This is a genomic window from Flavobacterium ovatum, assembly GCF_040703125.1.
Taxonomy (GTDB): Bacteria; Bacteroidota; Bacteroidia; order Flavobacteriales; family Flavobacteriaceae; genus Flavobacterium; species Flavobacterium ovatum.
The window spans coordinates 1,689,484-1,713,176 of sequence record NZ_CP160035.1; the positions used below are offsets into that span (position 1 = coordinate 1,689,484).

At 34.5% G+C, this 23,693-nt stretch carries 18 protein-coding genes; 6 read left to right on the forward strand and 12 right to left on the reverse strand.

Features of this window, described 5'->3' with window-relative positions; genetic code table 11:
* Nucleotides 1-8: 8 nt before the first annotated feature.
* The 3 genes from ABZP37_RS07235 (at nt 9) to ABZP37_RS07245 (ending at nt 4,428) form a co-directional block, all read left to right on the forward strand.
* Nucleotides 9-1,877, forward strand: coding sequence for a proton-conducting transporter membrane subunit (locus tag ABZP37_RS07235; RefSeq protein WP_366186870.1), 1,869 nt, complete (start codon nt 9-11; stop codon nt 1,875-1,877).
* 32 nt (nt 1,878-1,909) lie between these two features.
* Nucleotides 1,910-3,511 carry a SulP family inorganic anion transporter gene (locus ABZP37_RS07240; RefSeq protein WP_366186872.1) on the forward strand — a complete coding sequence of 534 codons (1,602 nt, stop codon included), beginning with the start codon at nt 1,910-1,912 and terminating at the stop codon, nt 3,509-3,511.
* 161 nt (nt 3,512-3,672) lie between these two features.
* Nucleotides 3,673-4,428, forward strand: coding sequence for a DUF2490 domain-containing protein (locus ABZP37_RS07245; protein ID WP_366186874.1), 756 nt, complete (start codon nt 3,673-3,675; stop codon nt 4,426-4,428).
* A gap of 86 nt (nt 4,429-4,514) precedes the next feature.
* On the opposite strand, the gene ABZP37_RS07250 is transcribed toward ABZP37_RS07245, so the two are convergent.
* The 12 genes from ABZP37_RS07250 to ABZP37_RS07305 form a co-directional block, all read right to left on the reverse strand.
* A complete protein-coding gene (locus tag ABZP37_RS07250) occupies nt 4,515-6,869 on the reverse strand; it encodes a hypothetical protein (protein WP_366186876.1) in 2,355 nt (784 codons plus the stop codon).
* 417 nt (nt 6,870-7,286) lie between these two features.
* Nucleotides 7,287-8,912 (reverse strand): chaperonin GroEL, encoded by a 1,626-nt coding sequence (gene groL / locus ABZP37_RS07255; protein WP_366186878.1) that lies wholly within the window; start codon nt 8,910-8,912, stop codon nt 7,287-7,289.
* A 96-nt stretch (nt 8,913-9,008) separates the two neighbouring features.
* A complete protein-coding gene (locus ABZP37_RS07260) occupies nt 9,009-9,284 on the reverse strand; it encodes a co-chaperone GroES (RefSeq protein WP_366186880.1) in 276 nt (91 codons plus the stop codon).
* Between the two features lie 152 nt (nt 9,285-9,436).
* Entirely contained in the window at nt 9,437-9,760 is a 324-nt protein-coding gene (gene secG / locus ABZP37_RS07265; RefSeq protein WP_366186881.1) for a preprotein translocase subunit SecG, read from the reverse strand.
* Nucleotides 9,761-9,767: 7 nt separating this feature from the next.
* Nucleotides 9,768-10,610: a tetratricopeptide repeat protein gene (locus ABZP37_RS07270; RefSeq protein ID WP_366186883.1), complete on the reverse strand. Its 843-nt coding sequence runs from the start codon at nt 10,608-10,610 to the stop codon at nt 9,768-9,770.
* 43 nt (nt 10,611-10,653) lie between these two features.
* Nucleotides 10,654-11,157, reverse strand: coding sequence for an LptE family protein (locus ABZP37_RS07275; protein ID WP_366186885.1), 504 nt, complete (start codon nt 11,155-11,157; stop codon nt 10,654-10,656).
* A gap of 78 nt (nt 11,158-11,235) precedes the next feature.
* A complete protein-coding gene (locus ABZP37_RS07280) occupies nt 11,236-12,492 on the reverse strand; it encodes a sigma-54 dependent transcriptional regulator (RefSeq protein ID WP_366186887.1) in 1,257 nt (418 codons plus the stop codon).
* 88 nt (nt 12,493-12,580) lie between these two features.
* A complete protein-coding gene (gene miaB / locus ABZP37_RS07285) occupies nt 12,581-14,026 on the reverse strand; it encodes a tRNA (N6-isopentenyl adenosine(37)-C2)-methylthiotransferase MiaB (RefSeq protein WP_366186889.1) in 1,446 nt (481 codons plus the stop codon).
* A gap of 211 nt (nt 14,027-14,237) precedes the next feature.
* Nucleotides 14,238-15,029: a hypothetical protein gene (locus ABZP37_RS07290; RefSeq protein WP_366186891.1), complete on the reverse strand. Its 792-nt coding sequence runs from the start codon at nt 15,027-15,029 to the stop codon at nt 14,238-14,240.
* A gap of 24 nt (nt 15,030-15,053) precedes the next feature.
* Entirely contained in the window at nt 15,054-15,782 is a 729-nt protein-coding gene (locus ABZP37_RS07295) for an MIP/aquaporin family protein (RefSeq protein ID WP_366186893.1), read from the reverse strand.
* 29 nt (nt 15,783-15,811) lie between these two features.
* Entirely contained in the window at nt 15,812-17,308 is a 1,497-nt protein-coding gene (glpK, locus tag ABZP37_RS07300) for a glycerol kinase GlpK (RefSeq protein ID WP_366186895.1), read from the reverse strand.
* 22 nt (nt 17,309-17,330) lie between these two features.
* Nucleotides 17,331-18,914, reverse strand: a complete 1,584-nt coding sequence (locus tag ABZP37_RS07305) for a glycerol-3-phosphate dehydrogenase/oxidase (RefSeq protein WP_366186896.1) — start codon at nt 18,912-18,914, stop codon at nt 17,331-17,333.
* Between the two features lie 145 nt (nt 18,915-19,059).
* On the opposite strand from ABZP37_RS07305, the gene ABZP37_RS07310 reads away from it, so the two are divergent.
* The 3 genes from ABZP37_RS07310 (at nt 19,060) to ABZP37_RS07320 (ending at nt 23,671) form a co-directional block, all read left to right on the forward strand.
* A complete protein-coding gene (locus ABZP37_RS07310) occupies nt 19,060-19,833 on the forward strand; it encodes a DeoR/GlpR family DNA-binding transcription regulator (RefSeq protein WP_366186897.1) in 774 nt (257 codons plus the stop codon).
* 163 nt (nt 19,834-19,996) lie between these two features.
* Entirely contained in the window at nt 19,997-22,513 is a 2,517-nt protein-coding gene (topA, locus tag ABZP37_RS07315) for a type I DNA topoisomerase (RefSeq protein ID WP_366186898.1), read from the forward strand.
* A gap of 6 nt (nt 22,514-22,519) precedes the next feature.
* Nucleotides 22,520-23,671, forward strand: a complete 1,152-nt coding sequence (locus tag ABZP37_RS07320) for a formimidoylglutamase (protein ID WP_366186900.1) — start codon at nt 22,520-22,522, stop codon at nt 23,669-23,671.
* Nucleotides 23,672-23,693: the final 22 nt, after the last annotated feature.

The window sequence follows — 23,693 nt, forward strand, 5'->3', positions numbered from 1 at the left end:
ATATAAAGATGAATTCATTTTTGCAGTTTTTTTTATTACTGCCATTTTTTGGTTTTGTAATAAGTTTGTTCCTACCTTCTACAAAGGAAGTGTATATATCTCGTGTCGCTTTTTATACTGTTTTAATACAGTTATTGACCTTAATTGGTTTCACTGTAAAATGGTTGCTTATTGGCGCACCTGATTTAGATTTGAAAGAAATCACTATTTTAAGAACAGTAGGCTACGAGTTTTTTATCGAATTTTATTTAGATAAAGTATCTGTAGTATTCTTATTGTTAGGAGCTCTTTTGACGTTTATGATTACCACTTATTCACGTTACTATTTGCACCGTGAAGAAGGATATAAGCGATTTTTTTGCACGGTTTTGCTTTTCTTTTTTGGATTTAATCTGGCGATTTTATCTGGGAATTTCGAAACTTTATTCGTGGGTTGGGAGATTATCGGTATTTCTTCTTTCTTGTTGATTGCGTTCTACAGAGACCGTAATTTGCCTGTGAAAAATGCTTTTAAGGTTTTCTCAGTCTATCGTATTGGAGATGTTGGAATTATTCTAGCTATGTGGGCGAGTCATCATTTGTGGCACGAAAATATTACGTTCATGAAATTAAATAATGCTCAATTGGTTAACGAGCATTTGCAAAATCATACTTTTATTGGGGTTTTTATTTCATTAGGTATCGTTTTGGCTGCTGCCGCAAAATCGGCTCAATTGCCATTTTCTTCTTGGTTGCCTCGTGCTATGGAAGGACCAACGCCTTCAAGCGCCATTTTTTATGGTTCACTTTCTGTGCATTTAGGCTTGTTCTTGATGTTACGTACATTTCCATTTTGGGAAAACCAAACATCGGTTCGTGTGGCTATTGTTTTAATGGGATTCACGACTAGTTTTATGGCTTATTTTATGGCAAGAGTACAATCGTCTGTCAAGAGTCAAGTGGCTTATGGGTCCATTGTTCAAATAGGTTTAATTTTTGTTGAAATTGCTTTAGGCTTTGATAATTTAGCTTTGGTTCATATAGCGGGAAATGCTTTTTTAAGAACGTACCAATTGTTAGTTTCTCCTTCTGTAGTGAGTTATTTGATAAAGGAGCAGTTTTACACTTTTACTCCAAAGGCTATTTCTAAAGAAAATGGTTTTTCAAAACGATTAGCAAATACGTTGTATATTTTGAGTTTAAAAGAGTTTAAGCTAGAGCGTTTCATGGATTTAATTCTTTGGAAGCCATTAAAGGATATTGGTCACAAATTTGATTTTTTAACTTTAGGGTTTCTATATCTGATCTTTATTCCCATTTATCTTTTAGGCTTTTTTGCTTTTTTGTATAAAGTAGAATTACCTGCTACAATTCGTGAAGTACTTCCAGAAACCTTTGCTTTTATTGGTTTGGTTTTGGTGTTTAAATCCTTTTCAGAAAGAAGGAGTCCATTTATTGCATGGGTTTTAATCATTATGAATTACTTCTGGATTTCATTGGCAATCTCTTTCAATGATACCGTTACTATAAATGAATTGGTGATTTATTTATCAGGTTCTTTAATAGCTGGTATTGTGGGTTATATCGCTTTATTGCGTTTAGCAGCTATCGAAAAAACAATTAATTTAAATCAGTATTTAGGGCATTCTTATGAGCATCCTAAGTTTGCTATATTCTTTTTGATTGCGGTATTAGGTGTAATAGGTTTTCCTATAACGAGTACGTTTGTAGGAGTTGATATTATTTTCAGTCATATTGAAAGTGACCAAGTTTTATTAGCATTCCTGATTTCATTAAGTTTTATTATTGCCGGTATTGCAGGAATTCGCATTTATGCACGTTTATTTTTAGGACAGCATATTAAAACCTATCACGCTTTATCATACAGATCATCATAATTTTCATAAAAAATTAATTTAAAAATATACATATGTCAACACATAAAAAATTTATTCCAGCTGATGGATTAGCGGGATTAAAAGAGAATTTTAAATCGGATGTAATTTCTGGTTTTATCGTTTTTTTATTGGCTTTGCCTTTGAGTTTAGGGATTGCTAAGGCATCTGAATTCCCTCCTATAATGGGGTTGATAACTGCCATGATTGGTGGTTTGTTAGTGAGTTTTATCATGGGTTCTCGATTGACCATCAAAGGTCCTGCTGCAGGATTGATTGTTATTGTTGCAGGAGCAGTAGGGGAATTTGGTAACGGAAACCCTGAGTTAGGATGGCATTTAGCCTTAGGTGCTATGGTCGTAGCTGGATTTGTCCAGGTATTATTTGGAGTTTTTAAACTGGGTAAACTGGCTGATTTTTTTCCACTTTCTGCCATTCACGGAATGTTGGCTGCTATTGGAATTATGATCATCGCAAAGCAAATTCCAATTTTGTTGAATGATAATCCAGCATTGGCAAAAGGAAAAGGGCCACTAGAATTATTGGCTAATATTCCTAATTTTATTGCTAATTTTGATCCTAAAGCGTCGATCATTGGTGTCGTTAGTTTAACCATTATGTTAGGTTGGCCTAGAATTAAAAATAGTACGATAAAAATGATTCCTGCTCCATTGGTTGTACTGTTGTTTGCTATACCATGTGAACTGTATATGCACTTTAAAGAAACAGAACCTGCTTATGCCTTGGTTAAGATTGGTAGTTTAGCCGATAGTATTAATTTCAATGCTAGTTTTGCAGGTTTTTCACAAACAGGATTGTTTATTAAATATGTAATTATGTTTGCCTTAGTAGGGTCTTTAGAGTCATTGTTGACTGTAAAAGCAATTGATTTGTTAGATCCTTTCAAACGTAAATCAAATATGAACAAAGATTTAATTGCAGTTGGTTTTGGTAATGTTTTGGCTGCTTTCATGGGAGGTTTACCAATGATTTCAGAAGTTGCTCGTTCTTCTTCTAATGTCAATAACGGTGGGGTTACTCGCTGGGCTAACTTCTTTCATGGTTTGTTTATTTTCTTATTTGTTTTATTGGCAGCTCCAATTTTGGAGTTAATTCCAAATGCTGCATTGGCTGCAATGTTGATTGCTGTAGGGGTCAAATTAGCGCACCCAAAAGAGTTTATCCATACTTTTAACATCGGAAAAGAGCAATTAGCAATATTCTTGGTTACAATTTTCTTTACTTTATTTGAAGATCTGTTAGTTGGTATTGCTGCTGGTATTGTCTTAAAAATGGTCATTCATGTTATCAATGGTACTCCAATTTCTTCTTTCTTTAAAGCACCCACATTAGTGTCATTTGAAGGAGATAATTATTTGGTTGAAATTGATAAAGCCGCTATCTTCACAAACTTTTTGGGGATTAAAAGAAAATTAGATGCAATTCCTTCTGGATTTAATGTGGTGATTGATTTGAAAAACACCAAATTGGTAGATCATTCTGTAATGGAAAATTTAGAACATTTTAAACATGATTATGAATCTAATGGAGGTACCGTTAAAATTATAGGTCTTGAGAAGCATAAACCACTTTCAGACCATGATTTAGCTGGTCGTAAGTTGATATCTGCAATATAATAACCAAAGGTTACCAGAATAACTGATGAAATTTATTTCCAGTCACAAATTACACCGTTTTAATTGAAAAATTATAGAAATTTGTGTGATTTGTGGCTGGTAAATATTTTGGTATTAGCACAGATGGATAAATAGTAACAATAATATTTTAAATTATTAAAATGAAAAAATCGATTCTTCTTTTTTTATTAATTAGTCTAAGTGCTGTACAGGTTTCTTTTGCACAAGTAAAAACAGAAAACAATAATGTCTGGTTGCATTATGTAGGCAAAAATATGCTTACCAAAAAGCTGTCTTTTACCCTTGAAGCCACCATGAGGTATACGGATGGTTTGAATCAAAAACAACAGTGGTTTGTTCGACCAAGTTTGGATTATCAATTTTGTAAAAAATTTGTTGGGAGCATAGGGTACTCGCATTACAATACGTATGTTTATGGTGAGACACCGATAAATAAGATGGATATTCCTGAGGATCACGTTTGGATTCAGGGAACTTATACGCATACAAGCGGTGATTTTAAATTCATCCACAGATTGCGTGATGAAAATAGGTTTGTTGGGGTAGCGGTCAGAGATCCTATTTCTAATGATTATGGTATTGATCATTATGACTATAGAAACAGAATGCGTTATATGTTCTTGGCAAATTATACGATTACTAAAGAAAATGATAAAACTAAACTATTTGGAATTGTAGGTGATGAAGCTTTTGTGAATATTGGAACTAATGCGGGTAAAACTTTTTTCAATCAAAATAGAGTTATTGCAGGTCTTGGGTACAACATTAATGCTCATAATCAAGTACAATTAAATTATATTCATCAACAGATTTGGAATTTTGGGAATACCATTCAAGAATCTAATCCTACTGTGAGATTAACTTATGTTACTAATTTAGATTTCTCTAAGAAATAGAATTTTAGTGAATACAAACAAAAAACCCGATTAAATCTAGTTTAATCGGGTTTTTTGTTTGTGTAATAATAGGCGATTCTAGTATTTTATTGCACTGGAACCGTTTGGTATTCAGAGATTAATTGTCCATCAGCAGCTATACCTTCTATTAGAACCTTGATTTCCTTTTGTCCTGCTTTAGGGAATTTTAGTTCGTAGTTTGGGTTGTCTTTTATAGCAATATTCGATGTCCAATTGAGTGTCCCAAAATAGAAATATTCTTTTTGAGATTCAAAACTAGCATTTTTAAATTCAATATTTTTAGTGAATCCTGTCGTTACTATTAACGATGTGTATTTTGCTCTAAAATAGTCATTTTTATTCCCTCCCTGTTTAAGGAATATTTTAATGGTTCCAGAGCTACTTGCAGATGTATCTGAAGCTCCTGTTTTATCAATATAAATTTCATCAACTTCAGTAAGGTCAAGACTGTACAATAAATTATAGTCAAACACAATTGCGTTATCTAAATAAACTGCTGGAGGGTTATCTGAAAAGGCATCTCTAGTATTGCGTATATAGGCGGTGTTTTCTTCAGGGTCTATACCTGTTCGGAATCCATTTCGGCCAATAAAATCAAGAACGTTGCCAAATTCGTTGTCTTCAATTTTGAAGGCTGTGGCATTCATACTCATGTCATCTTTGTGTTTGAATACTTCTTTCTTAAAAGTATTTTGAATCGTAACACCTGTTAAGTCAATGGCTCCTCCTTCAAATGGAGATTTAGAAAACAAAAAGTTGTTCTCTGGTTTTTTTTCTATAGGACATAGATTTTTTTCAAATCGTAAAGGCAAAGTGAATTTGGATTCATTTGGTGTTACTCTAGCTTCTATATTAGTGAATTTGACTACGCTTTTTTCATTAATCATTTGCAATAGAAAAACCGTCGAATCTTGTGCATAGAAATTTTCGAACTTGAAATTACTATTTTGGTCTATAGCTGTTTCTTCAAATACATTGTTTTTTAAGGAAATAAGTGAAATACGGTATTTGGAATTACCAGTTGTATTCTTTTCTACTTTTCCGCTGATGGTTACTCCTTTGTTGAAGTTATAATTTACTTTAGGTGGTTTGTTTTTAATATTTTCCCAAATATACTTGCTTCTCGTTTGATTAAGCATTAAAAGTTCCATGTCTTGTTTTTGAGACTTGTTTTCACTGTCGTAATAAGTATAGTTATTGTTGTCAGGAGAGTCTAAATACGCATTGAGATAGAAACTTCCTAATATAGAAGTTTTTTGGTTGTTATTGATGTTCTCTTGAGGTAATACGCTGATACTTATGTTGGCTTGTTTTATGTCTGTTTTACCTAATAATATGATGCTATCATTTGCAATAGTTTTTGCTTCAATGGTGGTTTTTACCTTTTCTGTACCATATTGATAGACCAATCGTTCTGTGATTTCATTTAGGTTTTCGTCGATTAAACGAATGATATTTACACCATTTGATAAATATTTTTTATCAAAAAGTAAAACCTCTTCCGTGTCTTCTCCTTTAAACGTAAATTCTTTTTGAATAGAGTTTCCGTCTTGATGAATTATTATAGTAAACTTTTTTCCTTTATATAATTCCAGACCTTTCTCATTTGTTTTTGCGGCTACTGCAATGATGTTTTTAGGAAGATTGTTATTGTAGCTTAATGCAATTCCTGTTTCGGAAATATTTGGTAATAACTGTGTAATATTTAGTTTATCTGTTTTTATCTTCAAAGAGTATGTTTCGTTGCGGTCAGGAATAAAGTAGAAGCTTCCATTTCCCATTTTATTGGTGTTGAAACGGGTGATTTCATTAGACTTTGAATCCACGATTATAGCTTCATTAACTTCAATTCCTTTTTGATTACAATCTGCTATTTTTACACCTACAGTATTGTTTATCGCATTTATGATAATACCGCTTTCAGGAAAAAATGTTGCTTGAGCAGTTTTCCAGTTAGGTTCGGAAGATTTTAAATTATAAGGTTCGTTTTTGTCAATAATTTCAATCGTTTGTGTGAAGGAATCATCTTCATTGAAATTATTCATCCAGTTGGTGTAAAAATGGAAGTGATAGATTCCAGATTTAAATTTGTCTGTCAAATGCAAGCCACCTGCAAAATTACCCTTTGTAGTATAAAGTAATTGTTTTAGAACAATTTGCTCTTGGTCGTCATAAATAACCAATTGCACATTGGTAGTACTAGCATTTGGTTTGCCATTGTTTTTGCTTAACACATATCCTTTATAACCGATATCTTCATTGTTTACATAAGTATCCTTGTTGAATTGAACGTGAATATTTTCTCTATCTAGTCGAAAATAGTTTTCAATGACTGAATTTATTTTTTCGGTGTTATTGATTGTTTGCGAATAAGAGTGTGCGAAAAACAATAAGCTAATGATGGCAAGTTTTAATCTCATTTTGAGAAAAATGTTAGGTTGGTTAAAAATAATGTAATTGGTTATTGTGGGTAAATTTAAGTACAAATGCAATGTCTTTTTGTTAATAAAATACTAATAACGTCTATTCTGTTTGATAAATATTTTTTTTGGCGTGCCCCGCCGAAAAAAGCGGGTCAGGCTATTCATTGCAAGTCCTCAACAAGTTCCACTAGCGCTGCACTTGTTGGTGGGCTTTTCATTTCTATCCTTCACGCAAATTGGACTAAACTAATTTATATTTTACTCCAAAGTTTTTTTAGAAAATTCAAAAATTTGATTTGCATCTTTTCGTCGTAAAATTAGACTACTTTATTTTGAAATAGTTTAATGTGGAGCAAAAAAAAAAATCCGTTCAAATAAATGAACGGATTTTAAAGTTTTATAATGAAGTAAGAATTACATCATTCCTGGCATACCACCACCATGAGAATGAGCTGGGCCTTCTTCTTTGATGTCAATCAAGGCACATTCAGTCGTTAATATCATTCCGGAAACAGATGCTGCATTTTCTAATGCTACTCGAGTTACTTTCTTAGGGTCAATGATTCCTGCAGCAAGCATATCAACGTATTCATTCGTTTTAGCATTGTATCCGTAATCTCCTGAGCCTTCTGCTACTTTTGCTACTACTACTGATCCTTCAAGACCAGCGTTTTCAACAATAGTACGCAAAGGAGATTCGATAGCACGAGCAATAATTTGAATTCCTGTAGCTTCGTCAGCATTCTCAGCAGTGATATCTTTTAAAGCGCTTTTGGCTCTTAATAAAGCAACACCTCCACCAGCAACAATACCTTCCTCTACAGCAGCGCGAGTTGCGTGTAAAGCATCGTCAACACGGTCTTTTTTCTCTTTCATTTCAACTTCAGAGGCAGCGCCTACATAAAGAACAGCAACACCACCAGCTAATTTAGCCAAACGTTCTTGCAATTTTTCTTTATCATAGTCAGAAGTCGAAGCTTCCATTTGACCTTTGATTTGGTTCACACGGTTTTTAATCATTTCCGCTTCACCAGCACCACTTACAATAGTAGAGTTGTCTTTGTTGATTGTAACTTTAGCACAAGAACCTAACATTTCTAAAGTTGTGTTTTCTAAAGTATAACCTCTTTCTTCAGAGATTACGGTTCCACCAGTTAAGATAGCAATATCTTCCAACATTGCTTTTCTTCTGTCTCCAAAACCTGGTGCTTTTACAGCCGCAATTTTCAAGGCTCCACGCAATTTGTTTACAACCAAAGTAGAAAGTGCTTCACCATCTACGTCTTCAGCAATAATCAATAATGGTTTTCCTGATTGAGCCACTGGCTCTAATACAGGTAATAATTCTTTTAAAGAAGAAACTTTTTTGTCATACAAAAGAATGTATGGGTTTTCAAGTTCTACTTCCATTTTTTCAGAATTAGTCACAAAGTAGGGAGAAAGGTATCCTCTGTCAAACTGCATTCCTTCTACAACATCCACATAAGTTTCTGTTCCTTTTGCTTCTTCAACAGTAATTACACCTTCTTTTCCAACTTTAGCGAAAGCAGTAGCGATTAATTCACCAATTACTTCGTCATTATTTGCAGAGATAGATGCAATTTGTTTGATTTTATCTGAATCAGAACCAACTACTTTAGCTTGTTTAGCTAAATCTTTTACGATTGCTTCTACAGCTTTGTCGATTCCTCTTTTTAAGTCCATTGGATTTGCACCTGCAGCAACGTTTTTCAAACCTTCTTTTACGATAGCTTGAGCTAATACTGTTGCAGTTGTTGTTCCGTCTCCTGCTAAGTCATTAGTTTTTGAAGCTACTTCTTTAACCATTTGAGCTCCCATATTTTCTAATGGGTCTTTTAATTCGATTTCTTTAGCAACCGAAACCCCATCTTTAGTCACTGTAGGACCTCCAAATGATTTTCCAATAATTACGTTACGACCTTTTGGTCCTAAAGTTACTTTTACTGCATTTGCCAATGCATCAACACCACGCTTTAGTCCGTCACGTGCTTCAATATCAAATTTTATATCTTTTGCCATCTTAAATTTTTGTTTAATGTTTAAAGTTTTCTTTGTTTAAAATTTCGTGTCAGGTTCACAACTTGAAACCTGAAACTTGAAACTTGAAACAAATTTTTAAATTATTGCAAGAATGTCATCTTCTCTCATAATCAAATAGTCAGTACCTTCTAATTTTAATTCAGTACCAGCATATTTTCCGTAAAGAACGGTGTCTCCAATTTTTACAGTCATTACATGATCTTTTGTGCCATTTCCTACAGCTACAACAGTTCCTTTTTGGGGCTTTTCTTTGGCAGTATCTGGAATAAAAATTCCTGACGCAGTTTTGGTTTCAGCGGCAACTGGCTCAATAAGAACTCTGTCTGAAAGTGGTTTGATGTTTAATGCCATGATTTTTATTTATTTTAAAAGATTAAAAATTAGTATGATGCTTTTGAGCGCTCAGAAACTGTGCCAGTCCCTTGCTCCTGACAATTTTTCCTAAAAAAAATGCCAGCTTTGACAGGCTGGCATTTTTTTTAATTTTATGAAGTGCAAAATAATTATTTTGCTGGACTTACTGGAGCATTTTGAACTGGAGCAGGAGCAGCAGTTTGAGTAGTATTGTCAATGATTTTAGAATCAGTATCACTTAAGCCTCCTGTGAAGCTTAAAGTTGATAATAAAATTAATGCAATTAAGATAGTTGCTAGCGTCCAAGTACTTTTGTCTAAAAAGTCAGTCGTTTTTTGTACACCACCCATTTGTGTAGATCCACCTAATGTAGATGATAATCCACCTCCTTTAGGGTTTTGAACCATGATTACTACAATTAATAGAAAGCAAACTATTGTGATTAAAACTAAAAAAATTGAAAATGTGCTCATTGTATGTTTAATTATTTTGTTGTAAAAGTTTAATATCTGAGATACGGTCTGCAAAGAAACTACTTTTTTCTGGATATTTCAAAATTAATATCTCATATGCTTGTATCGCTTTTTGATATTTTTTTTGTTCCAAATAGACTCTAGCTAATGTCTCTGTCATCAAGTAAGTATGGTCTTCTTTATTGATGTCAATTTGTATAGTGGGACTACTTCCTTGTTTAACCGGGGAAATCTTAGGACTTGACTGTATGAATTTATCAATTAACTGCGATTTTTTCTTCTTTTCAGCTGTAAGTTCAGGAGTTTGAGGAACGCTAATAGTTTCTTTTTCTCTATCAATAGGTTGTATTCTTGATAATTGAAGCCATTCTTGAAAAGAGTGTTTTTCTGTTTTTGAAAAATCTAAAGGTGCTCCGAGAGAAAGTTTGTCTTCTACATCTTGAATTTCATTTGTGTTTTCAGTTGAAGAAGCTTCTTTGATTGATGTTAAAATAGAATCTTCAATGGTATTTGTTGTGACCTTTTTATCTGCTAAAACGGCTTGGCTTTCAATAACAGTAATGTTTAATAATTCTGCAGCTTTTTTGTCAAATAGCTCTCGTTGAATCGAGGTAAAGGAGTCTGAACTAATAAAATCAAACAAAATAGCTCTATCGGTCGTATGCGCCGCTGTTACTTTTAGAGCATAGTTATACTTAAAGCTGTTTTGATTGTATAGTCCTTTTAGTCGAAGCGCACGTGCACTTTGAAAATAAGGAAATTCATCTAAAACATTTTCCAAAGCTGAAGTGTGATTTTCAGTGATGGAATTCGGTTTGTTTATTAAATAAGTATATTCAGTGACATTCATAATTGTATTATTCTTGCATTATAAGTTTAACGAATTTGTAATTTTACCATTTGGCTAATGACTCGTTAAAAATATCTTGTGTAATTCGGGTAAATATATCGGACAAAGCAGTGTCCCGTGTACTACCTGTTAATTGAGTTGTCGCTGGGTAATCATAGAAAAATTCAAAAGTTTTTTCGAAGTTATCCTTTTCTTTCTTTTTGTTAAAAAAGCGAACGTTTATTATAATTTTTAGTCGGTTTTGGGAAGCTTGTTGATCTGCAGTAGCGGTCATTGGGCTAATTCTATAGTCCACAATCTCGCCTTCATAGGTTAGGTCAGCTCCATTTTTCACTAAGTTTAGATTAGTTTGATTCATTATAAGGTCCTGCAAAGCAAGTGTGAAAGTACGATCAATACCAGGGTCGATTAAGTCAGCGTTATTTTGGAAAAAATTGACTTGAAAAGTTTTTGCGTCAATTTTTCCTGTTCCAGTAAAGTTATAGACAGAACAACTCGTTAAGTTGATTAGAATAAATAGGACAAATATAAGATGTGTTTTTTTCATAGGTTTAATAAAAATTTGAGTTTCCTATTTGGGTTTCAAATATATGTAATTTCGAATTTTAAAAACGTAATTAGTTTTTTAAAGATCGAATTGTTTTATTTTTCGGTATAAAGTCCGTTCTGAAATCCCTAATTCGTCTGCCGCAGCTTTCCGTTTTCCTTTGTTCTTTTCTAATGATTTTTTAATCATTTCAATTTCCTTTTGTTCTAATTTCAGAACTTCCTCTTCTTCAATGGTTTCTGCAAAGAGATAGCTGTCTTCTTGTTCGTCGTATTCATTGTCATCGTTTTGGTTTGCAATTAAAGCGGTGTTAGGGCGTTCTTCAAAGTCAATCTCACTTTCATCTTCTTGAGAGCCATATATTTTTTGAATTAAATTAGGATTAATGTCTTGAGCTTTGGCTGTGCCATTTTTCATTAATTCTAACGTAAGTTTTTTCAAATCATTCAAGTCACTTTTCATGTCAAAAAGGACTTTGTATAAAATATCTCTTTCGGTACTGAAATCGCTTTCTGCTTTTTGATCACTAATAACCGAGGGTAAGTTAGAACCTTCTGCAGGCAAATACGATTGTAAAATTATCGCGTTGATGTCGCGGTTTGTTTCCAAAACTGAAATCTGTTCCGCTACATTTCGTAATTGACGAATGTTTCCACTCCAACGAAATTTTTGTAAAAGCTGCACAGCTCCATCATCTAATTTTAAGGATGGCATCTTGTATTTATGAGCAAAATCAGCTGCGAATTTTCTAAAAAGTAAGTGGATATCATCTTTCCTTTCTCTCAAAGGTGGAAGGACAATATCAACAGTACTTAGACGATAATACAAATCTTCACGGAATTTTCCTTTCTGTATAGCATCAAATAAATTCACATTCGTGGCGGCAACTATACGAACATCTGTTTTTTGAACTTGAGATGAACCTACTTTTAGAAATTCTCCATTTTCAAGGATTCTTAGCAAACGTACTTGTGTTGTAAGCGGTAATTCACCCACTTCGTCAAGGAAAATAGTTCCGCCATTCGCAACTTCAAAATACCCTTCACGAGTACTTGTAGCTCCTGTAAAAGCACCTTTCTCATGACCGAAAAGCTCACTGTCAATCGTTCCTTCGGGTATAGCACCACAGTTTACGGCAATGTATTTGCCGTGTTTACGATGTGACAAGGAGTGAATTATTTTTGGAATACTTTCTTTTCCTACACCACTTTCTCCTACTACCAAAACAGAGATGTCAGTGGGTGCAACCTGTATTGCTTTTTCTATTGCACGATTAAGTTTTGGCTCGTTGCCAATAATCTCAAATCGTTGTTTTATATTTTGTACTGACTCCATTAAATATTTGTTTAAAGTTTTTTTAGTTTAAAGTTTAAAGGTTCTCGCGATAACGTGAAACTTTAAACCTTAAACTTTAAACTTTTTTTTAATTCATCTCCGAATACCCAACCGCTTCACCTTTCAATGTTCCGCTAGTACAACTAGTTATTTTTACATTTACAAAGTCACCAATCTTGTAATCTTCCTTCGGAAAAACGACCGTGATACTTTGGGAATTTCTTCCTGAGAATTCTTCTTTTGATTTTTTTGAAATCTTTTCGATTAAAACTTCGACTGTTTTGCCGATGAATTCTTCAGAGCGAAACCAAGCGTGTTTTTGTTGTAAATCCACGATTTCTTGTAAACGTCTGGCTTTTGTTTCTTCGGCTACGTCGTCTTTCATTTTACGTCCGGCTAGTGTTCCTGGGCGCTCAGAGTAGGAGTACATGTATCCAAAGTTGTATTTTACATATTCCATCAAGCTCATGGTGTCTTGATGATCGGCTTCAGTTTCTGTTGGGAAACCTGCAATCATATCTTGCGAAATGGCGCAATCCGGAATAATTGTTCTGATTCTGTTTATCAAAGTCATATATTCTTCTCTTGTATGCAATCGATTCATTTCTTTCAAAATTCGGTCGCTTCCAGATTGAACTGGCAAGTGAATGTGTTTGCAAATATTTGGATGTTTCGCTATTACATGCAAAACACTTTCGTGCATATCTTGTGGATTAGATGTTGAAAAACGAATGCGTATTTTGGGGAAACCTACCGCCACCATTTCTAACAATTGATCAAAATCAACGGCAGTAGCTTTTTGCATTTCGGTTGCGTTTTCGAAATCTTTTTTTAAACCTCCCCCGTACCATAAATAACTATCTACATTTTGTCCAAGAAGGGTGATTTCTTTAAAACCTTTGTCCCGCAAATCTTGAATTTCCTTCATGATACTTTGCGGTTCACGACTACGTTCTCTTCCTCGTGTGAAAGGAACCACGCAAAAGGTGCACATATTGTCACAGCCACGTGTGATAGAAACCAAAGCGGTAATTCCGTTGCTCATCAAACGAACAGGTGAAATATCTCCGTATGTTTCATCCTTAGACAAGATAACGTTGATAGCGTCACGGCCTTCTTCGACTTCGGCCAATAAATTGGGTAAATCTTTGTAAGCATCAGGTCCAACAACAAGATCAACGATTTTTTCTTCTTCTAGGAATTTATCTTTCAATCGTTCTGCCATACAGCCCAAAACGCCCACTTTCATTTTTGGGTTAATACGCTTTACAGCATTGTATTTCTCCAAACGCTTGCGAATCGTTTGTTCTGCTTTGTCTCTAATCGAACAGGTATTTACTAGAACAAGGTCAGCTTCCTCTAAGGTTTGCGTAGTGTTGTATCCGTTAATGGCCAAAATTGAAGCCACAATTTCACTATCCGAAAAGTTCATGGCGCAACCATAACTTTCGATAAATAATTTTTTTGTGTTTTCGGGTTTATTTTGCAAAACAAGACTTTCACCTTGTTTATTTTCATCAATAATCTTTTCCATAAGTCACTTTCAAAAGTGTGTTTTAATAAGAACGCAAATGTACAATTATTTGAGGGAATATGACAAGTTGTCATATTAAGAATTAACAGTATTTTAATTTATTTGAGTGGTTTTGGCTTATGTTCTGTTATTAGGTATTTAAAAGTTGTTCATAAAAAAAAACTCTCTTAATTAAAAGAGAGTTTTTAGCTGACAAATTAAAATTCAAAACTTAGAATAAATTGACATCTAATTGAATTCTTGCAATTTTATTAGCGGGATTCCACATTGCAGTTGCCGAAACAGGTAATTTATAATCAAATATTTCAATGTTTTTAGTGATTGTCATACCTGTATTTACGATGTCGAAATCACTTTGTGCTTTTTTGGTATATAAGTGCTTACTTCCATTAATAGGAAAAGCAGCTCCCATAAATACATTTAGGTTTACTTTTTGATCTCTAATCAACGGATAACTTAATTCTACATAGGTAGAGTTTTTACTACGATAGTCATTGCTGCTATTAAGTTCACGATCGTTTAAGCCACTATATAATAATACATCAGCTTCAAGGCGTAAAGGAAAGCTTTCTGGGAAGCGATACGAGGTTCTTAAATCAATGATATGTGTAGTAGTAAGTTTGTCATAATTAAATACTCTTGGGGTGGTAATGCCTGTTGTGTTAAATAGATCCCATAAACCGATGGACAAATTATTTTTTTTGTATTGAACGAAATAATTTATTTCAGTGTATTTTCCATCAAATCCTGCTCCTCCCCATAGTCCAACTGTAAAGTTTTGTTCTTTGTCTAAGGCATAATGAATGTATCCAGTAGCGGTCATCCCGTCATTGATAACAAGTCCTCTCCATAAATGACTAGTCCTAAGATTAACATTGAAATCTAAACGTGATGGTTTTGTTTCTTTGACAGCAGTATTTACGGTGTCTGAAATAGTTACTTTTTGGGCGTATCCAGTTAACCCCGTAAGTAAAATTACAGCGGAAATTATAAAATTCTTCATTTTTTGGTTTATTTTGGTTGGTTGTTAACTCAGCATTAGGTAACAGAAAGCTGCAAGGGTAGATCCAATTATAGGGCCTACAATAGGAACCCATGCATAGCTCCAGTCGCTACTGCCTTTTAGAAGTAAAGAATGTACAATTCTAGGGCCTAGGTCCCTTGCTGGGTTGATGGCGTAACCTGTAGTTCCTCCTAGACTTAAACCTATTACCCATACCAATATAGCAACTGGTAGTGCGCCTATAGAGCCTAATCCAATTTTGGCATCAGCTGCTACTGCAATACTTAAATCTGGTCCTGCGAGATAAAATATCACAAATATAAGTACGAAAGTTCCAATGATTTCGCTAATTAAATTGGAAGAGTAATTTCTAATGGCTGGACCTGTACTAAAACAAGCTAATTTTCCACCTTCGTCTTCAGTGGCTGCAAAATGATCTTTGTGAGATAGCCAAACTAGGAATGCTCCTATCATAGCTCCAATTAACTGGGCGATGACATAAGAGGCTACTTGGCTCCAGGCGAATTTGCCTGCAATTGCTAGTCCTAGTGTTACAATAGGATTTAGATGTGCGCCACTTACTGGGCCTGCAACTACTACACCAATAAAAACGGCAAATGCCCATGCAGTAGTAATTACTATCCATCCTGAATTGTTTCCTTTAGTTCCTGTGAGTACTACATTGGCAACTACTCCGTTACCTAATAATATCAATAACATTGTGCCGATGATTTCAGCTATAAATGGTGTCATTTTTTTGGTTTTTTAGTTGAGTTCAATAGTTAATCTTCAATCCAGTTGCTAGCTCTTCCGACAGCTCTATCCCAATTGTGGACTAATTGGTCTACTTCAGTTCTAGGCATTTTTGGGTTGAATTCGCGATCAATTGACCATTGATTTTGTAATTCATCAATACTATCCCAATAACCAACAGCTAGTCCAGCTAGATAAGCGGCTCCTAATGCTGTTGTTTCTAATGTTTTTGGGCGTATTACTTTAAAGTCAAACAAGTCAGATTGAAACTGCATTAATAAATTATTAGAAACAGCACCTCCGTCAACACGTAGTTCTTTACCTTTTTTTCCAAAATCTGCTTCCATTGCTTTTGCTAGGTCATAAACTTGGTAGGCAATTCCTTCTAATGTTGCTCTTGCGATATGCGCATTAGTGGTACCTCTTGTGATTCCTACAATAGCACCTCTTGCATATTGGTCCCAATGTGGTGCGCCAAGGCCTGTTAATGCAGGTACGAAGTATACACCTCCATTGTCCGGTACTTTTAGTGCTAATGTTTCGACATCTTCTGCTGATTCTATCATTTTGGCGCCATCACGCAACCACTGTACGGCCGCTCCTCCTACGAAAACACTTCCCTCTAAAGCATAAGTTGTTTTGCCATTGATTTTCCAAGCTACCGTAGTTAGTAGGTTGTTCTTTGAGTAAACTGGTTTGTCTCCAGTATTCATAAGCATAAAGCATCCTGTTCCGTAGGTGTTTTTTACCATTCCTGGCTCGGTGCATAATTGGCCAAAAAGGGCGGCTTGTTGATCACCTGCAACTCCTGCAATAGGAATTTTAGTAGAGAATAATGTTGTACAAGTTTCTCCGTATACTTCACTACTTTGTTTTACGTTTGGTAACATGGCTCTTGGAATGGTGAACAATTCTAATAATTCGTCATCCCACTCAAGAGTATTAATGTTTAATAATAAAGTCCTGCTCGCATTTGTTACGTCGGTCATAAATAAAGCACCACGACTAAGTTTCCAGATTAACCATGTGTCAACTGTTCCAAAACATAATTTTCCTTGCTCTGCTTTTTCTCGAGCGCCAGGTACATTATCTAAGATCCATTTTACTTTTGTTCCAGAGAAATAGGCATCTAAAACTAGACCAGTTTTCTTTTGAATCATCTCGGCATGACCTGCAGCTTTTAGTTCGTCACAATATTTTGCTGTTCTACGATCTTGCCAAACAATAGCATTGTAAATAGGTTCGCTAGTTTCTCTGTCCCAAACAATTGTGGTTTCTCTTTGATTTGTAATACCAATAGCAGCAATTTCCTTTCCGTTGATTCCTGTTTTTGCAATTACTTCGGCAGCAACACTAATTTGGGAAGACCATATTTCATTAGGATCATGTTCTATCCATCCTGGTTTAGGGAATATTTGCTCAAATGGTTTCTGAGAGATTTTTACAATTTCTCCGTCATGATTGAATACGATTGCTCTTGATGATGTAGTTCCTTGGTCAAGGGCTAAGATAAATTTGTTTTTCATGGTAAATAGTTTTTATAGTTAATTAATTTTTTTTAAATTCAGTTAATAGAAAGCCGTTAGCAAGTGTATTGAATTCTTGTATTTGTTTTTTTATCCAAGTTTCGTCGTGTCCAAGCTCTTTGGCAAGCAATTGTGCTACTTTTTCTGAAGCTTCAAGTGCTGCACGTGAGTCTAAGAATAAAAGTCGGACTCTTCTAGATAGTACATCGTCAATTGTTCTGGCCATTTCGTAACGAATAGCCCAAACAACTTCGGCTAATGTATAGTCGTAATTAGGATGCAATTTTTGTTTTAATTCTGGTTCTTGGTTTTGTAGTTCCAGTAATTTAGGTATGTCAGTTCCGTATATGTATAAATGATTTTCACGGTCCGCAGTAGTTGTCTTTAGATTTCCGTGTATTGAGATGTGTTCTGTTTTACATTCTCTCTTTGGTAAATTACGAGTGACGATTGCTTTGTCGATAATGTCTTCCGCAATTTTTCTATAAGTAGTCCATTTACCTCCGGTGATTGTAATTAGTCCAGTTTCGGAAACAATTATTTTGTGACTTCTAGAGACTTCTTTGGTGCTTTTGCCTTCTTTTTCTGGAGCTGCGAGTGGTCTAAGTCCTGCGAAAACAGATAGTACGTCTGCTCGAGTAGGTTTTTTGGACAAGAATCTTTGAGCGGTTTCTAGAACAAATTCTATTTCTTTTTCTAAAGCTATAGGCTCTAAACTGTGAGTTTTAATCAATGTATCCGTTGTTCCGACTACAATTTTATCATGCCATGGCACAGCAAATAGGACTCTTCCATCACTCGTTTTTGGGATCATCAGAGCATGATCACTAGGTAAGAATGATTTGTCGAAAACAAGATGGATTCCTTGACTTGGAACAATGTATTTTTTGTAGACTTTATCGTTCAGTTTCATTATTGAATTAGTGAAGACACCTGTCGCGTTAATGACCGCTTTTCCTTTTAATTCAAATAATTCACCAGTTTCTTGATTTTTTACTTGTACTCCTGTTACTTGGTTGTTATTGTCTTTCAATAGATTAACAACTTTAGTGTAGTTCAAAAGACAAGCACCTTTTTCAACAGCGGTCTGAGCTATGTTGATTGCTAAACGGGAATCGTCAAACTGTCCGTCTTGGTAGATTACTCCGCTTACTAGGCCTTTTTGCTCAATAGTAGGAAGTAGTTCAATTGTTTTTTTCTTCGAAATATATTGTGATTTTCCTAAACTCAATTTCCCAGCCAACATATCATAAATGGTAAGTCCTATCGTGTAAAAATAACCTCCCCACCAATTATAGTTAGGAATAACGAAAGATTGGTTTTTTACTAGATGTCCAGCATTTTGTGCCATCAAACCTCTTTCTTTAAGTGCTTCTCTAACAAGAGATATGTCTCCTTGTTCTAGGTAGCGTACACCACCGTGAACTAGTTTCGTGCTTCTGCTTGATGTCCCTTTTGCGAAATCTACTGCTTCTACTAAAATGGTTTTGTATCCTCTGCTGGCAGCATCAAGTGCAGTGCCGAGACCACTAGCTCCTCCACCAATGATGATTACGTCCCATTCTGGAGTTTGCTTTAGTTTTTGTAATTGTTCTGAATGTTTCATTGTTGTTATCTTTTAGTTTCGTTAGTTTCGATATGCAAATATAACGAAACAAAATGAAACTTTTGATTTTTTGTCAAAAATTTTGTTTTAAAATTGTATTTTTGAAAAAAAAATAGGTTCAATTGTTTAATTATAATTAATAATAATGGTATTGATTAATAGGAGGCAGGAAGAGATACTTAATGAATTAGAACAAAAAGGGTATGTGAATGTGGTCGATTTATGTGAAACCCATAACGTTTCAACCGTAACTATTCGAAAGGATTTGAATTTTTTAGAAAATGAAAAGTTATTGCATCGAACTCATGGAGGGGCTAGCAAAAAACCTTTATATGCTTTTGAGCGTAATGTAGCTGATAAGGAAGAATTGCAAGTGGAGCAAAAGAAACAAATAGCTAAAGAAGCACTCAAATATATTAGTAACAACGATTATATTATTTTGGGCTCAGGAACTAATATTCACTATTTATCTCGAATCATAAGTGGTTTTAATAAATTGACTGTTCTTACCTCTTCGTTAAAAGTTTCTTTAGAACTTTGTAAAGAGTCTAATGTAAATACAATTCAGTTGGGCGGAGATATTCGTAATAGTTCTACTTCTGTTGTTGGCCCAATTGCCGAAGCGACTTTGGGATATTTTTCATGTAATAAATTGTTTTTGGGTACAGATGGAATTCATCTTGATTTTGGGATGAGTACTTCAAATGCTTTAGAAGCTCATTTGAATCAAGCTATGATTGATGTTGCTGAAAAGGTTATCGTGTTGGCTGATTCGACCAAAATGAACGTTCGTGGATTTGGTAAAATTTGTAATTTGAATAAGATTGATATTTTAATTACAGATGAAGGTATTGATAATGAAACTAAAGCAAAGTTGGAAGAAGTTGGTATTGATGTAGTTGTTGCTGGAAAGTTGTAGTATTTTTGTTTTAGAAATGGATTTAAATAGGGCGATTTCCAGGAAGAAATTAGGTTTTTCGTCAAATTATAAAGTGTTTTTAGTGAGGGAATCTTTTTTTAAAAATCACCAAAAGCGTTATATTTAAAAAAAACTTCTACTTTTGTCTCAGAAAAATAGAGCAATGGCAAAGAATTTAGTAATAGTGGAGTCCCCTGCAAAGGCGAAAACAATCGAGAAATTTCTAGGAAGTGATTATCAAGTAGAATCAAGTTATGGGCATATTGCCGACTTGCCTTCCAAGGAAATTGGGGTAGATGTAGAGAATGGTTTTAAACCTAAATACGAAGTTTCGTCAGATAAAAAAGCCTTAGTTACTAAGTTAAAAGGGCTGGCCAAAAAAGCCGATATGGTTTGGTTAGCAAGTGATGAGGATCGCGAGGGAGAAGCTATTTCTTGGCATCTTGCCGAAGAATTAAAATTAGATAAAGCAAAAACAAAACGTATTGTTTTTCATGAGATTACAAAAAATGCGATTCTAAAAGCAATTGATAATCCACGTGAAATAGATTATAATTTAGTAAATGCACAACAAGCGCGTCGTGTATTAGATAGATTGGTAGGATATGAATTGTCTCCGGTTCTTTGGAGAAAAATAAAAGGCGGACTATCTGCGGGTCGTGTGCAATCTGTTTCTGTTCGTTTGATTGTAGAACGAGAACGAGATATTCAAAATTTTAATGCAGTAGCAAGTTATTCTGTTGTAGCTGAATTTACCAATGAAGCAGGAAAGACTTTTAAAGCCAAATTGCCTAAAAATTTCAATACAAAAAAAGAAGCCGAAGATTTTTTAAATAAAAATATTGGTTCTACTTATAAAGTTTCTGATTTAGAAACAAAACCAACAAAGAAAACACCAACCGCTCCGTTTACGACTTCGACTTTACAACAAGAAGCAGCTCGTAAATTGTATTTACCGGTTGGTATCACCATGCAATTGGCGCAACGTTTGTACGAGGCGGGATTGATTACTTATATGAGAACGGATAGTGTAAATTTATCCAAAGACGCGATGGATGCTGCTCAAGCTGAAATTATCACATCTTATGGTAAGGAATTCTCGTTTCCTCGAACATTTGTTAATAAAAGTAAAGGAGCTCAAGAAGCTCACGAGGCGATTCGTCCTACGGATATGTCCCGTCATACGGTGAATATTGATAGAGACCAAGCGCGTTTGTATGATTTGATATGGAAGCGAACTTTAGCGTCTCAAATGAGTGATGCTAAATTGGAACGTACCAATGTAAAAATTCAAGCTAATAATCATTCGGAAACATTTACAGCTTCTGGTGAGGTTTTGCTTTTTGAAGGATTCTTGAAAGTGTACCTTGAAGGACATGATGACGATGAAGAAGAACAAGAGGGGATGTTGCCGGCATTGAAAGTAAACGAAAAGTTAGTCAATAACTTTATTACTGCAACCGAGCGCTATTCAAGACCGCCAGCACGATATACAGAAGCTTCTTTGGTGAAGAAATTAGAAGAATTAGGAATTGGTCGCCCATCTACTTATGCACCAACTATTTCAACTATTATTAATAGAAATTATGTTGAAAAAGGGAATTTAGAAGGAAATGAACGTAATTATACGCAGTTAACTTTACAAGCAGGGAAACTTGTTGAAAAAGGACTAAAAGAGAATACAGGATCAGATAAAGGGAAATTAGTACCTACAGATATTGGTACGATTGTTACTGACTTCTTAGTTAAGAATTTTGGAAATATTTTAGATTACAATTTTACAGCCAAAGTAGAACAAGATTTTGATGAAATTGCGGAAGGAAATGTGGATTGGGCAGTAATGATGAAGGAGTTCTACGATCAATTTCATCCTACTGTAAAAGATGTTGAGGCGAATGCAGAGCGAGAAAGTGGTGAACGTATTTTAGGGACAGACCCAAAATCAGGGAAGCCAGTTTCTGTTCGTTTGGGTAAATTTGGTCCAATGGCTCAAATTGGAGACGCTGAAGACGAAGAGAAAAAGTTTGCAAGCTTAATGAAAGAGCAAAATATTGGGAATATTACGTTGGAAGATGCCTTAAATTTGTTTTTGTTGCCAAAAGCTTTAGGAACGTACTTGGATGAAGAAGTGGAAGTAAGTAATGGTCGTTTTGGTCCATATGTACGTCACGGAAGTGTTTTTATCTCTTTGCCAAAGGGAGAAGATCCATTAGGGGTTTCTAAAGAAAGAGCAGAGGAGTTAATTGATGAAAAAATCAAAGCCGATGCACCAATCGCTACTTATAAAGATGAAGGTGTGCAAAAAGGAGTGGGGCGTTTTGGTCCATTCATCAAATGGAATGGTTTGTTTATCAATGTGAGTAAGAAATATGATTTTGATAATTTATCTCAAGCAGATATTGAAGCTTTAATTGATGATAAAATTCAAAAAAACATAGATAAAGTACTTCATAATTGGGAAGAGGAAGGTATTTTGGTTGAAAAAGCAAGATGGGGTCGTTCTGTGATTTTGAAAGGAAAAATAAAAATTGAATTAGGAAAAGAGGTAGATGCTACAAAATTGACCTTGGAAGAAGTTAAAGAAATGATCGCTCTTAAAACACCGGCTAAGAAAACACCAGTAAAAAAAGCAGCTGCAAAAAAAGCACCTGTGAAGAAAGTAGCTCCTAAAAAGAAATAATAAACTATGGAATTTGAGTTTTTAACCCCTTTGAGTGAAAGTTTTATTGCTCATATAAATGAATTTTCGGTTCAAGAATTAGGAAGTAAAGTAGTTTTTCATACTAAAGATCAATTTCCGGAGATTGAAAAAATTAATATTGCAATAATTGGGGTGTTAGATAATAGGGGAGACAAAAGTGCAGTTCTGGATGTTAATTTGGATCCTATTAGGAAACAGTTGTACGCCATGTTTCCGGGTAATTGGGACGCTTCAATAGCTGATTTAGGAGATATCATCGCAGGGGATAGTATTGAAGATACTTATTTTGCATTGCGAAAAGTTGCGGCAACTTTGATAAAAAACAAGGTGATTCCAATTGTAATTGGGGGTTCGCAAGATTTGACTTATGCATTATACCGTGCTTACGACGATTTAGAGCAAATGGTGAATTTGGTTTCAATTGATAGTAAATTTGATTTTGGTAAAGAAAATGAATCGGTTTTGGCTTCTTCTTTTTTGACTAAAATAATTATTGATGAGCCTAATAACCTATTTAATTATTGTAATATTGGTTATCAAACATACTATAATTCTCAAGAAGAGATAGATTTAATTGAAAAGCTTTTTTTTGATGGATATCGATTAGGTCAAATTTCAAATAATATTTCATTAGCGGAACCTGTTTTTAGGGATGCTGATATAGTGAGTTTGGATTTGAATTCCGTAAAGTCTTCAGATTCAGGAAATTTTATTTCCTTTGAGCCCAATGGTTTTAATGGTAAAGAAATTTGTTCTTTGTCAAGATATGCGGGTATAAGTGATAAGGTTTCTATGTTTGGGCTTTTTAATCATAATAATTCTCTGCAAGAATCAGTTCTTATTGCTCAAATAATCTGGTATTTTATAGAAGGATATCATTATCGTTCTAATGAATATCCATTTGGAAGTAGAGAAAGTTATATTAAGTTTATTGTTCCAATTGAAGAGGAAACTTTGGTTTTTTATAAAAGTGATAAAACCGATAGATGGTGGATAGAAATACCATTTGTAACAAATGGAAACAATAAATTAAAAAGAAATACGTTATTACCTTGTTCCTATGAGGAGTACATAGGGGCGTGCAATCAAGAATTACCTGAAAGATGGTGGAAAGCGCAACGAAAAAATATCGTTTAATCTTAGTTTTGGTAATTTGATT